This is a genomic window from Roseovarius sp. A-2, from assembly GCF_002072155.1.
Classification (GTDB): Bacteria; Pseudomonadota; Alphaproteobacteria; order Rhodobacterales; family Rhodobacteraceae; genus Roseovarius.
Genome location: NZ_BDIY01000002.1, coordinates 397,794 through 411,047 on the forward strand (window position 1 = coordinate 397,794; position 13,254 = coordinate 411,047).

A 13,254-nucleotide genomic window follows, 5' to 3' on the forward strand; every position below is an offset into this window, starting at 1 on the left:
ATGGCCGCTGCGATCATCACCCCTCTGACGCTCGCGCTCGCGGGCTGTGCCGAGCCTATGGCGGAGCCCGCTTTTCAACCCGAGTATCAGGGTATCGAGACGGTGTTGCTGGATGGGGATCTGGTGAATTTCCACGTCGCCATGCGCGGTGCCCGGGATGCCGAGGACGTGGACCGCTACGCCGAATGCGCCGCCGCGCAGTACACGCTGATCCGGGGCTACGGTTTTGCGCGTCACTTGCGCACGAATATAAGCGAAGAGGGTGGCATCTGGCAGGGCGATGCGGTTTATACGGTCTCGGCGGCGCTGCCCCGTGGCCTGAAGACGATCGACGCCGAAGTCACGGCCGCGAATTGCGCGGAAAACGGAATACCGATGGTGTGAGGACCTGATGGCTGAATTCTTGACGACCCCGCTCGGGACCTTGGTGATCATCGTGGCGCAATGCCTTGCGGTGGTGGGCTTTGTAATGGTCTCGTTGCTGTTCCTCGTTTACGGCGACCGCAAGGTCTGGGCCGCTGTGCAGATGCGGCGCGGCCCCAATGTCGTGGGTGTCTGGGGCCTGTTGCAGTCTGTCGCGGACGCCTTGAAATACGTGGTCAAGGAAATCGTCGTGCCGGCGGGGGCCGACAAGGCTGTGTTCATGCTCGCCCCGATGACAAGCTTCGTGCTGGCGATACTGGCCTGGGCGGTGATTCCGCTCAACGAAGGCTGGGTGCTGTCGGATATCAACGTGGCCGTGCTCTTTGTCTTTGCCGTATCCTCGTTGGAGGTTTACGGCGTGATCATGGGGGGCTGGGCGTCGAACTCAAAATATCCGTTCCTGGGGTCGCTCCGCTCTGCCGCGCAGATGATCTCTTATGAGGTCTCAATCGGTCTGATCATCATCGGGGTGATCATCTCCACCGGGTCGCTGAATTTCGGGGCCATCGTGGCGGCGCAGGATACGGCATACGGGTTTTTCGGCTGGTACTGGCTGCCGCATCTGCCGATGGTGTTTTTGTTCTTCATCTCGGCGCTCGCCGAGACCAACCGCCCGCCCTTCGATCTGCCCGAGGCCGAATCGGAACTGGTGGCGGGCTATCAGGTGGAATATTCCTCGACGCCCTTCCTGCTCTTTATGGCTGGCGAGTATATCGCCATCTTCCTGATGTGCGCGCTCACGTCGCTGCTGTTCTTCGGCGGCTGGCTGTCGCCCATTCCGGGCCTGCCCGATGGCGTGGTCTGGATGGTCGGCAAGATGGCGTTCTTCTTCTTCATCTTCGCCATGGTCAAGGCGATCACCCCGCGCTATCGCTACGACCAATTGATGCGCATCGGCTGGAAAGTGTTCCTGCCCTTGTCAATCGGCTGGGTCGTAATCGTGGCGTTCCTTGCGAAATTCGAAGTGTTCGGCGGGTTCTGGGCCCGTTGGGCGATTGGAGGCTGACCCATGACGCAGATCGATTACGGACGCGCGGCGGGGTATTTCCTGCTGACCGATGTCTTCAAGGGGTTCAAGCTGGGGCTGAAATACTTTTTCGCGCCCAAGGCGACGCTGAACTATCCGCATGAAAAAGGCCCGCTTTCCCCGCGGTTTCGCGGCGAGCATGCGCTGCGCCGCTATCCCAATGGCGAGGAACGCTGCATTGCCTGCAAGCTGTGTGAGGCGATCTGCCCGGCGCAGGCGATCACCATCGACGCCGAGCCGCGCGATGACGGCAGTCGGCGGACCACGCGCTATGACATCGACATGACGAAATGTATCTATTGCGGCTTCTGCCAGGAGGCCTGCCCGGTCGATGCCATCGTCGAGGGGCCGAATTTCGAGTTTGCCACCGAGACCCGCGAAGAGCTGTTCTATGACAAGGCCAAGTTGCTGGCGAATGGAGATCGGTGGGAGGCGGAGATCGCCCATAACCTCGAACTGGATGCACCCTACAGATGAGCGATCCAACCAACCCCTTCGAGATGATGATGCGTCAGGCACAGGAAATGGCCAAGGCGATGAATCCCGCGCTTGAGAGCTTTTCGCCCAAGGGGTTCGAGGCGCTCTGGCCGACGATGCCCAAGGAGTTCATGGAAATGAGCTTTGGCAAGGGCATCAACAAGGAGGGGCTGGATGCCAAGACGCGGCTGTTGATCACGCTTGCGGGGTTGACGATGCTGGGCGCGCAGAGCGATACGCAGATCCGCATGACCGTGCGCCATGCGCTCGAAGCGGGCGCGACCAAGGATGAGATTGCCGAGACCATCGCGCAGATGGCGATGTTTGCCGGTGTCCCCTCGATGACCCGTGCGATGGATTTCGCGCGCGAGGTGATGGATGGCGAAGACGAGAAAGGATCACAGAAATGACGATTGCGGCGATGTCCTTTTACCTCTTTGCCGTGGCGCTGCTGACCGGGGGGCTGTTCACCGTGATCAGCCGCAATCCGGTGCATTCGGTGCTCTGGCTGATCCTGTCCTTCATCAGCGCGGCGGGGCTCTTTGTTCTGCTCGGCGCGGAGTTCGTCGCGATGCTGCTGATCATCGTCTATGTGGGCGCGGTCGCGGTGCTGTTTTTGTTCGTGGTGATGATGCTCGATGTGGATTTCGCCGAGTTGAAGGCGGAGATGGCGAAATACATGCCATTGGCGTTGCTGATCGGGGTGATCCTCTTGATGCAGTTCGGGCTTGCCTTTGGCAATTGGACCATGGCCGACGGGGCCGAGGCCGCGCGCCGCTCGGTGACGCCCGAGGGGATGGAGAATACCGCCGCCCTGGGGATGTTGCTCTATGACACCTATTTCATCCTGTTTCATCTCTCGGGGCTGATCCTGCTTGTGGCGATGATCGGGGCGATTGTCCTGACCCTGCGGCACCGCACGGATGTCAAGCGGCAGGACGTGCTGGCGCAGATGTATCGCGACCCCGCCAAGGCGATGGAGTTGAAGGACGTGCGACCGGGGCAGGGGCTGTAAAAGCTCGGTTCCGCCCCGGTATCGACCGGCGGCGAGATCCCGGATCAGGCCCGGGATGACATGAGGAAAGAGGCTCCGGATCAAGCCGGAGCGACGCGCAAAAGACGACAATCGGGTACGGCCCGGAGGGACAGACATGATCGGACTTGAACATTATCTCACGGTGGCGGCGGCCTTGTTCGTGATAGGCATCTTTGGCCTGTTTCTGAACCGCAAGAACGTGATCATCCTGCTGATGTCGATCGAGTTGATGCTGCTAGCGGTCAATATCAACCTCGTCGCCTTCTCTTCTTTTCTGGGTGATCTGGTGGGGCAGGTGTTCACGCTTTTCGTGCTGACCGTTGCCGCCGCCGAGGCCGCCATCGGCCTTGCGATCCTCGTCTGTTTCTTCCGCAATCGCGGGACTATTGCCGTTGAAGACGTCAACGTGATGAAAGGCTGAAGCCATGGAAACCATCCTTCTCTTCGCGCCTCTCATCGGGGCGATCATCGCGGGTTTCGGCTGGCGCATCATTGGCGATCAGGGCGCGCAATGGGTCACGACCGGGTTGCTGTTTCTCTCGGCGCTGCTGAGCTGGATCCTGTTCCTCGGCCATGACGGCGTGACCGAGCAGATCCATATCCTCGACTGGGTGCAATCGGGCACGCTCGATACCGCATGGGCCATTCGGATGGACCGGCTGACGGCGATCATGCTGATCGTGATCACCACCGTCTCGGCGCTCGTGCATCTCTATTCCATGGGCTACATGGCGCATGACGAAAACTTCCGTGACAACGAGAGCTACCGGCCACGCTTTTTCGCATATCTGTCGTTCTTCACCTTCTCGATGCTGATGCTGGTGACCTCGGACAACCTGCTTCAGATGTTCTTCGGCTGGGAGGGCGTGGGCGTCGCGTCATACCTGCTGATCGGCTTCTACTATCGCAAGCCGAGCGCCAATGCCGCCGCGATCAAGGCGTTCGTGGTCAACCGCGTGGGCGATTTCGGCTTCGCTTTGGGCATCATGGCGCTCTATTTCCTCGTCGACTCGATCAAGCTTGACGATGTGTTCGCCGCCGCACCGGAACTGGCCGAGACGCAGTTGACCTTCCTGTGGACCGAGTGGAACGCGGCCAACCTGATCGCTTTCCTGCTGTTCGTGGGCGCGATGGGCAAGTCGGCGCAGCTCTTCCTGCACACATGGTTGCCCGACGCGATGGAAGGCCCGACGCCGGTGTCGGCGCTGATTCACGCGGCCACCATGGTGACGGCGGGCGTGTTCCTTGTCTGCCGCATGTCGCCGCTGATGGAATACGCGCCCGAGGCGATGAATTTCGTGGTGTTCCTCGGGGCCTCGACTGCGTTTTTCGCGGCGACCGTGGGGCTGGTGCAGAACGACATCAAGCGGGTCATTGCCTATTCGACCTGTAGTCAGCTTGGCTACATGTTCGTGGCCGCCGGTGTGGGGGTCTATTCGGTGGCGATGTTCCACCTCCTCACGCACGCGTTCTTCAAGGCGATGCTGTTTCTTGGGGCAGGGAGCGTGATCCACGGCATGCATCACGAGCAGGACATGCGCAACTATGGCGGCCTGCGCAAGAAGATGCCCTATACGTTCTATGCCATGCTAATCGGCACGCTGGCGATCACGGGTGTGGGCATTCCGCTCACCGGCTGGATCGGATTTGCGGGTTTCGCCTCGAAGGATGCGGTTATCGAGAGCGCCTATGTCGGCAGCGCAGGCGGCTATGCTTTCTGGATGCTGGTCGTCGCGGCGCTCTTTACCAGCTTTTATAGCTGGCGGCTGATGTTGCTCACCTTCTTTGGTGAGGCGCGGGGTGACAAGCACACCCATGAGCATGCCCATGAAAGCCCGATGGTGATGATTGCGCCGCTTGGCGTGCTGGCGCTTGGCGCGGTCTTCGCCGGGGCGATCTGGTATGGCAGCTTCTTTGGCAAGCCCAACGAGGTGATCAAGTTCTTTGGCGGCAGCTATGGCGAGCCGACGCAGGAACTGATCGAGGCGGTGGCCGAGCGCAGCCCACAGGCGTCGGAACTGCATTACGTGATGGAGAGCGCGCCCGGCGAGGCGGCGATCTACATGGCGCCCGGGAATACCGTGCTGCACGAGGCGCATTACGTGCCGACATGGGTCAAGCTGTCGCCATTTGTCGCGATGCTGATCGGTCTGGTCACGGCGCTGTGGTTCTATGTCTGGGACCCGGCGATGCCCAAACGCGTGGCCGAGACCAACCGTCCGCTTTACCTCTTCCTGCTCAACAAGTGGTATTTCGACGAGATCTACGATTTCCTTTTCGTCCGTCCCGCCAAGGCGCTCGGGCAGTTGCTGTGGAAGCGCGGCGACGGTGACGTGATCGACGGCTCGATCAACGGTGTGGCCATGGGGCTGATCCCGCGTCTCACGCGGCTCGCGGGGCGGGCGCAATCGGGCTACATCTTTACCTATGCCTTTGCCATGGTGATCGGGATCGCGGTGCTGGTCACGTGGATGACGATCTTTGGGGGGGCCAACTGATGGACAACCTGCTTTCCATTGTGACCTTCATTCCGGCAGTGGCGGCGGCGATCCTCGCGATCTTTCTGCGCGGCGAGGATGAGGCGGCGCAGAAGAACGCCAAATGGGTGGCGATGATCGCCACGACGCTGACATTCCTTGTGTCGCTGTTCATCCTTTTCGACTTCGACCCGTCGAATACCGGCTTTCAGTTCGTCGAGGAGCGTGAGTGGCTGCTTGGTCTGAAATACAAGATGGGCGTCGACGGGATCAGCGTGCTCTTCGTGATGCTCACCACTTTCATGATGCCGCTGACCATCGCGGCGTCGTGGAACGTGAAAAGCCGCGTCAAGGAATACATGATCGCGTTCCTCATTCTCGAGACGCTGATGCTGGGCGTGTTCATGGCGCTCGACCTGGTGCTCTTTTACCTGTTCTTCGAGGCCGGGCTCATTCCGATGTTCCTGATCATCGGGATCTGGGGCGGTGCGGCACGCATTTACGCCTCGTTCAAATTCTTCCTCTACACCTTCCTCGGCTCGGTGCTGATGCTGGTGGCGATGGTGGCGATGTTCGCGGATGCGGGCACCACCGACATACCGTCGCTCTTGCGGCATGAATTCGCCTCGGAGAGTTTCTCGCTGCTGGGTGTTCATATCGTGGGCGGCATGCAGACGCTGATGTTCCTGGCGTTCTTTGCCAGCTTCGCGGTGAAAATGCCGATGTGGCCGGTGCATACCTGGCTGCCGGATGCCCACGTGCAGGCACCGACGGCAGGCTCGGTCGTGCTGGCCGCGATCCTGCTGAAGATGGGCGGCTACGGGTTCCTGCGGTTCAGCCTGCCGATGTTCCCGGTAGGGTCCGAGGTGCTGACCCCGCTGGTGCTGTGGATGAGTGCCATCGCGATTGTCTACACGTCGCTGGTCGCACTGGCGCAGGACGACATGAAAAAGCTGATCGCCTATTCGTCGGTGGCGCATATGGGCTACGTGACGATGGGGATTTTCGCGGCCAATCAGCAGGGGCTCGATGGGGCGATCTTTCAGATGATCAGCCACGGCTTTATTTCGGGCGCGCTCTTTCTCTGTGTCGGCGTGATCTATGACCGGATGCATACCCGTGAGATCGACGCCTATGGCGGCCTCGTGAACCGGATGCCTGCCTATGCGCTGATTTTCATGTTCTTCACCATGGCCAATGTGGGCCTGCCGGGCACATCCGGGTTCATCGGCGAATTCCTGACGCTGGTGGGTGTGTTCCAGGTCAACACATGGGTGGCGGCGGTCGCCACCACAGGCGTGATCCTGTCGGCGTCCTATGCGCTCTGGCTCTATCGTCGGGTGGTGTTTGGGGATCTCATCAAGGAGAGCCTGAAGACGATCACCGACATGAGCAAACGCGAGCGGGCGGTCTTTGCGCCGCTGGTGGTGATGACGCTGCTGCTCGGGGTCTATCCCCGACTGGTCACCGATATCACCGGCCCCTCGGTCGAGGCGCTGATTTCCAACGTAGAGACGGCACAGGCGGTGGCACAGGCCAGCAGCCAGGTTGCCGTCGCGGACCACTGAACCGGAGGCCCTGAAACATGCAGGCTGATCTGAACGTAATCCTGCCGGAGATCGTGATTTCCGTCTATGCCATCGCGGCGCTCTTGTTCGCGGCCTATACCGGCAAGGACAAGATGGCGGGGATGCTGGTCTGGCTCACGGCGGCGCTTTTCGCGGTCATGGCGCTGTGGATCGGGGCCTCGTCGGGTGGTGGCACGCGCACGGCATTCGGCGGCATGTTCAACGATGACGGTTTTGCCCGCTTTGCCAAGGTGACGATCCTGCTGTCGGCGGGGGCGGTGCTGGTGCTGGGGCAGGAATACATGGCGCGCCGGGATCTGCTGCGGTTCGAATATCCGCTCTTGGTGGCGCTTGCGGTCGTGGGCATGATGGTGATGGTCAGCGCGGGCGACCTGATGGCGCTCTATATGGGGTTGGAACTGCAATCCCTGGCGCTCTACGTCGTGGCGTCCCTGCGCCGCGACAGCGCCAAATCGACCGAGGCGGGGCTGAAGTATTTTGTGCTGGGCGCGCTGTCGTCGGGCTTGTTGCTCTACGGCGCGTCGCTGACCTATGGCTATGCCGGCACGACGCTGTTCTCGGGGATCATCGACGCGGCAGAGGGGCAGGCGCCGATTGGCCTGTTGTTGGGGCTGGTCTTCGTGCTGGCCGGGCTGGCCTTCAAGATTTCCGTCGTGCCGTTCCACATGTGGACGCCCGATGTCTACGAGGGCGCGCCGACGCCGATTACCGCGTTTTTCGCCACAGCGCCCAAGGTGGCGGCGATGGCGCTGCTTGCGCGGGTGGTGCATGACGCGTTCGGCGGAGTGGTGGGCGATTGGCAACAGGTGCTCGCGGCGCTGAGCGTGCTGTCGATGTTCCTCGGCGCGGTGGCGGCGATCGGGCAGACCGATATCAAGCGGCTGATGGCCTATTCCTCGATTGCGCATATGGGGTATGCGCTGATGGGGCTGGCGGCGGGCACGGTGTTCGGCGTGCAGGCGATGCTGATCTACATGGCGATCTATGTGACGATGAACGTGGGCACCTTTGCCTTCATCCTGTCGATGGAGCGTGACGGGCAGCCGGTGACGGATGTCCGTGCGCTGAACATGTATTCCAAGGCGCAGCCGGGGCGGGCGCTTGCGATGCTGATCCTGTTGTTCAGCCTTGCCGGTGTGCCGCCGCTTCTGGGCTTTTTCGGCAAGCTTTACGTGCTGCGCGCGGCCTATGAGGGTGGGCTTGCCTGGCTCGCTGTGGCCGGCGTGGTCGCATCGGTGATCGGAGCGTTCTATTACCTGCGCATCGTGTTCTACATGTATTTCGGCGAAGAAGGCGAGGGGCTGGAGACCGGCCGTTCGCCGGTGCAGTGGGCGTTCCTGATGGCCTCGGCGGCAGTGATGCTTCTGGGCATCATCAACATGTTCGGTGTTGAGACCATGGCGCAGGCCGCTGCCGCGACGCTGGTCAATTGACATGAGGTCGGTCACGGTCTGAGACAGTAGCGACGCGCCCCTGCCGGGCGCGTCGCTTTGGTTTTGGCAACCGCCTCCGGCGGGAGTATTGTCAAGAAGAGAAATATATATAGAACAAATTATTATCTATTGCGCGGAATGTAAAATCCACAAACTCATCAACGCTGTGACCTCGTTCTGAGTTATTGTTTTGCACTCTAGAATAAAGCATTTCGGCAAAAACTGAATCGGGGGGTTCCTCGGCTGTTCTGGCTGTGATTCCTTCTGTTTGGGAGGATGGATCATGTCAGCACCATTGCCGAAGGCGCTCCGGGCGCGGTTTCAACGGTATATCGAAGAGGGTTTGAGTGGACGAGCAGCGGCGTTGCGGCTGAAGCTTTCGCCGGCCACGGGCGCAAGATGGGCACAGATGATCCGGACGCGCGGCCATGCCGATCCTGCGCCTCAAGGCCGTCCGTGAGGCCGCGGCAAGCTGGCACCTTACCGGCCGTTTTTCGAGGAACTGATCGCGCAGGATCCAGATATCACGCTCTTCGAGATGCGTGATGCCCTGATGGCGGCGGAGGGCGTCGGGGTTCACCATTCCTCGATTGCCGCGCTCCTGTCGCGCCTCGGGTTCACCTATAAAAAGAATCGCTGGTGGCCACCGAGCGGCGCCGCGCACGGGTAAGGCATGCGCGACACGACTGGCTGATGCGACGCATGCCCGCCATGCGACGGCAGCCCGAGCGCCTTGTTTTCATCGACGAAACTTCAGTAAAGACGAACCTCACCCGGCTGCGTGGCCGCGCGCTGCGCGCAGAGCGTCTCGAGATGGACGCGCCTTTCGGAAACTGGGGAACTCAGACATTCATCGCCGGTCTGACCCTCGACACCTTGATCGCGCCCTGGATCATCAAGGGCGCAATGGACGGGCCCGCGTTCGCCGCTTATGTCCGAGAGGTGCTCGTGCCGGAACTGATATCCGGCACCGTCGTCATCCTGGATAACCTTGCCACGCACCGCAACATCAAGGCGGGAGAGGCAATCACGCAGGCAGGGTGCTGGTTCCTCTTCCTGCCGCCATATTCGCCAGACCTCAATCCCATCGAGATGGCCTTCTCCAAGCTCAAATCCCATCTGCGCAAGTTCGGCGCCAGAACTTTTACCGATCTCTTCAACGCGCTCGGCGATATCTGCCGGATGTTCACGCCGGACGAATGTTGGAATTACTTTCTCGCTGCTGGATATGTCGCAAGTTAAAACCGAATTGCTTTAATCATCTTGCCGAGCGCGGATTGCCGTTGGAGCCTGGCCAAATTGTATTGTGCGGCACTCATGCCCCAATTCGAAGGGTGAGTGGCGCGGCATCAATCGCTGTCGAGATGACCGGTTTAGGTAGAGTCGAAATTCACTTAACTTGATCAGCCAGTTTCGAAAAAGCGGCGATCATCATGTTAGAGTGTGTTGCGTTCAATCGGCTTCATACCCTGCAGCCTTGAAGAAATTGTAGCATTCCTCCTAGGCGAAGCGGTTGCAGACATGGCCGACGGCCTGCCACAACTGATCGTATGTGCGGCCAGCGGCTCGGCGCATCAGGGTTTTGAGCTTTACGAACGCCATCTTGTTTAGCGATCTTCTGGCTTTGCAAACGTAGCGGTTAAAGTGGACTGCACGAAGTCGGTGATCAGAACGCTCAACTTCATTTCCCATGGCCCTTCAGTGGGAAGTGTCAACGGCCCCGCCTGCCAAGTGCCTTCTGGCGTCAATTCCGCATCAATCTTGATTGGGCCAATGCCTGCTAAAATGTCTGAGAAGGAAAGGCTGGCTTCTTTGGGCAGTAGTGGCCCTGCGCCACCATCCGCGAAGTGGATAGTTATATTAATCGCACCAGGAGGCGCGTCTGAAAAAGTGACATCTGCCATTACTTCAGCGCCATGCAGATGCAGGTGAATCGGGTCAGTAGCCCTTTCGGCACCGGGCGGTGGGGTTAGCCGGAAGCACATGGCAACGAGCAGGACGACCATCCCGAGTGCAATTTCGGCTCCAATGCTGCGGCGCAACCTGGTTTGCGTAGCAAGGGGCGCTGCGGTCAGCGCCGGGGTCAGACGTGTCTTGTTCAGCAAGGCAAGCACAAGCATGCAGGCCACCAGAACCAGTTTGAAAGCCAGAAGTTTGCCCCAGTTCGATCCGATCAGGGTCGCGACATCCACGCCGCGGATGGTAATTAGACCAACGCCAGAGGCCACAAGCACGATCACAGCGGGAAGCGCCACGTTAGAGAACCTGTGCAGTGTCCGTAAGTTGTTCGATCTCGAAATGCTAGCAATCAACGGAGGCAATCCACCGATCCAGAAGATCAACGCGGCGGCGTGCAAAGCCATCAGCGGCTGACCGATCCAGCGATCTGGCCCCACGCTGGCATGACCAGACACAGCAAGCGACATGGTCCCGAGACCCAGTGCAAACAGCGCCACGCCGCGCCCCCTTAGGGAACTGCCCGCGATCAAGGCCGCGACGGCACCCGCCACCAGCCCCCAGCCGCGCGGCGCGGATACGGCGGCGATCCAAGGGGCAGGCGACAAAAGGGCAGGAAAACCGCGCCCCAAAAGATCGAGCCCGTATGCGCCGAGAGCGATGCCCGCTAGCGGTAGTGCGGCCAGAGCGGATGTGCGCCCAAGGCGGGCGGCAACCGGGGGCAATGGTGCGATCATAGCGGCGTAAAGCGCCCCGCCAACTGCCAGAACCATGCTAATAACCGCCAGATACCGCGCCGCAATTGAGGGAATAGCAGTTGCAGGAAGGTCCAGTTCGGCCCCGCCTGTGACTTCGCCAACTGAAAACACCAATGCCCCACCGACCGGATGTCCATCGGCTGAGGCGACCCGCCAGTTCAGCACATAGGTGCCGCGCCCGGTTTCGGGAGGTGCAGAAATAGAAAGCTCATCGGGCTTGGCCGATGCTTCAGCCGCACTGCGCGTTCCGTCCGGCAGAAGCCATTCCATCGTCAATACCCCAACGGGTTCGCTGAAACGCAGGCTTACGGTCTCGGGCAAGGTATCGAGCAAGGCGTCGGCTGCCGGGCTGCTGCCTTGGAACTCGGCATGAGCGAAAGCGGGTGACGCCAATACCAGAACCGCAATCAAGGTGCATAGCAGCATATGCAGAATGCCTGTCGGTCGTGTCATCGGTCTTCTCGCTCTTGGTTTGTCCTGAATTCTTCAGTTCGGGCTTTTTCAGATTCGACAGGTGGGGCCGCCCGTTATCGGGCGATCCCTTGTTATGCAGCCGTGTTAGTGGCTGTGACCCGGTTCGGTGATTTTCACACCCGGAGCCGGACCTTCGAGTTCATGGGGGTCCTGACCTTCGGCGGGGATTTCGATCCAGCGTTCGGCTCCATTTGCGCATTCCTGCACAACAGGAAAATAGACAGTCGATCCTACCGCAAATGTGTCGGTCAGTTTGCCACGGAAGGAAAACTGGTCGAAGTGAGCGTCTAGAAGCTCGCCAGTCCAAATCAGTTCTTTCACACCTTCGGTCATGGAGGTGCCGTAGTAGTCATAGCTGTTCTCATAAGCCCCGGTGACGGTTTCGAGTGCCCAACCTGCTTTTGGCACGGGTTTGACGGCAATCATACCTTCGGGGATCAGTACCCGAACTTTCAGTGTCGCCTCACCGGCGCAACCATGGCCGATGTTCACGACACCGATATAGGTCGAACCTTGTGCGGCATGTGGGGTGGCAAGGCTTGCATGTGCAAAAGCCGCCGATGTGCTGACTGCAAGTGCAGCAAGGGTGGTCAGAATGGTTTTCATAGTTTTTCTCCAACGGGCATAAAGTTAGTGGATCGACCGGAATGCCCACCCGGCACGATTCCGTAGCCATAAAGGCAGACGAACTTGGGGCAGGATACGGGGGCGCAAGGCTGGCGACAGGCGATCCGAACCGAATACGGATGCGTGCCAACTGGCGTCAGGAACAGTGCCATGCCCGGAAACCGGACATCCGCCATGCACCCGTCCTCAGTCGGTTACGGCAGGCATTGCGTGCCCCGTGAAATTATCAGGTCAATACTGGTGGAGCGCGTGGCTGGTGAGGCGCTTTGTCGGATTGACGTGCGCGACGGAAATCGACAAGGTCTGGAAGAAACGCGGTAAATTCGGCCGGTCCAGCAAACGTATACAGCCACGCCTGCACCATGACGAGTGACAGTGTGACCGCCATACAGTTCGACGGTCCATCTGTGGGATCATCTGCGGGTTGTTCATCCAACGCGCGACCATCATCCGTCAACCAAACCTCCGTAGGGCCTTCGGGTGTGCAAAGCACAAGCATCATGCCGTCATTACTGGCAACCCGCATAAGTCCTTGAGGGACATTGCCCGACATGAACAGGGCCAGAAGAAGAACACATCGGAGCGCAACATCGTGGCTCGGCAAGCGCGATGCGCTACCGACCCAATCCACCAGTCGGCGGCTAGATGTTCTGACTAAGTTCGACACGCCGTGTCTCCTCCACGGGGCAATGATTACTGATGCAATTGTGACTTATCAAGGAACGATAGTGATGTACGAACGGCAAATTAGGGCAATGCTGCCCTACCAGTAACCCCCTTTTTGGCAGGGCGGAGAAATGGACAGTCTTCCGCTGCCACTGAAGTGGTCCCAGAAAACTGGACAGTCGGCTAAGGTGTATCCCAAACCTTTGAAGGGATACGAGAATGGCGAAGCGCCGGAACTTTACAGACCAGTTTAAGGCCAAGGTGGCGTTGGAAGCGCTACGTGGTGACAAGACCGTGCAGGAGATCGCGGC

Annotated in this window: 11 protein-coding genes and 1 pseudogene; 10 read left to right on the forward strand and 2 right to left on the reverse strand. The window is 59.8% G+C overall.

The window, feature by feature from the left end; translation table 11 throughout:
* From BHD06_RS05295 to BHD06_RS05340, 10 genes and pseudogenes are all read left to right on the forward strand, one after another.
* Positions 1–384, forward strand: a complete 384-nt coding sequence (locus BHD06_RS05295; protein WP_080455935.1) for a hypothetical protein — start codon at positions 1–3, stop codon at positions 382–384.
* A gap of 7 nt (positions 385–391) precedes the next feature.
* The gene (gene nuoH, locus BHD06_RS05300) at positions 392–1,429 is read left to right on the forward strand and encodes an NADH-quinone oxidoreductase subunit NuoH (protein ID WP_080455936.1); all 1,038 of its coding nucleotides are present in this window, start codon (positions 392–394) and stop codon (positions 1,427–1,429) included.
* Positions 1,430–1,432: 3 nt separating this feature from the next.
* The gene (nuoI, locus tag BHD06_RS05305) at positions 1,433–1,927 is read left to right on the forward strand and encodes an NADH-quinone oxidoreductase subunit NuoI (RefSeq protein WP_080455937.1); all 495 of its coding nucleotides are present in this window, start codon (positions 1,433–1,435) and stop codon (positions 1,925–1,927) included.
* Positions 1,924–2,337 (forward strand): carboxymuconolactone decarboxylase family protein, encoded by a 414-nt coding sequence (locus BHD06_RS05310; protein WP_080455938.1) that lies wholly within the window; start codon positions 1,924–1,926, stop codon positions 2,335–2,337. The genes nuoI and BHD06_RS05310 overlap by 4 nt, the downstream gene beginning before the upstream one ends.
* Positions 2,334–2,942 (forward strand): NADH-quinone oxidoreductase subunit J, encoded by a 609-nt coding sequence (locus tag BHD06_RS05315; protein ID WP_080455939.1) that lies wholly within the window; start codon positions 2,334–2,336, stop codon positions 2,940–2,942. The genes BHD06_RS05310 and BHD06_RS05315 overlap by 4 nt, the downstream gene beginning before the upstream one ends.
* 136 nt (positions 2,943–3,078) lie before the next feature.
* Complete coding sequence (gene nuoK, locus BHD06_RS05320; RefSeq protein ID WP_076446015.1) at positions 3,079–3,384, forward strand: NADH-quinone oxidoreductase subunit NuoK; 306 nt, start codon at positions 3,079–3,081, stop codon at positions 3,382–3,384.
* 4 nt (positions 3,385–3,388) lie between these two features.
* A complete protein-coding gene (gene nuoL / locus BHD06_RS05325) occupies positions 3,389–5,461 on the forward strand; it encodes an NADH-quinone oxidoreductase subunit L (protein WP_080455940.1) in 2,073 nt (690 codons plus the stop codon).
* Complete coding sequence (locus BHD06_RS05330; protein WP_080455941.1) at positions 5,461–7,008, forward strand: NADH-quinone oxidoreductase subunit M; 1,548 nt, start codon at positions 5,461–5,463, stop codon at positions 7,006–7,008. Before nuoL ends, BHD06_RS05330 begins: the two co-directional genes overlap by 1 nt.
* Before the next feature lie 17 nt (positions 7,009–7,025).
* Entirely contained in the window at positions 7,026–8,462 is a 1,437-nt protein-coding gene (gene nuoN / locus BHD06_RS05335; protein ID WP_080455942.1) for an NADH-quinone oxidoreductase subunit NuoN, read from the forward strand.
* Between the two features lie 283 nt (positions 8,463–8,745).
* Positions 8,746–9,704, forward strand: a pseudogene (locus BHD06_RS05340) (IS630 family transposase).
* Positions 9,705–10,069: 365 nt separating this feature from the next.
* On the opposite strand, the gene BHD06_RS05345 reads toward BHD06_RS05340, so the two are convergent.
* A complete protein-coding gene (locus BHD06_RS05345; protein WP_080455943.1) occupies positions 10,070–11,629 on the reverse strand; it encodes a CopD family protein in 1,560 nt (519 codons plus the stop codon).
* Positions 11,630–11,734: 105 nt separating this feature from the next.
* Positions 11,735–12,256, reverse strand: a complete 522-nt coding sequence (locus tag BHD06_RS05350; protein ID WP_080455944.1) for a YcnI family protein — start codon at positions 12,254–12,256, stop codon at positions 11,735–11,737.
* Positions 12,257–13,254 lie beyond the last annotated feature (998 nt).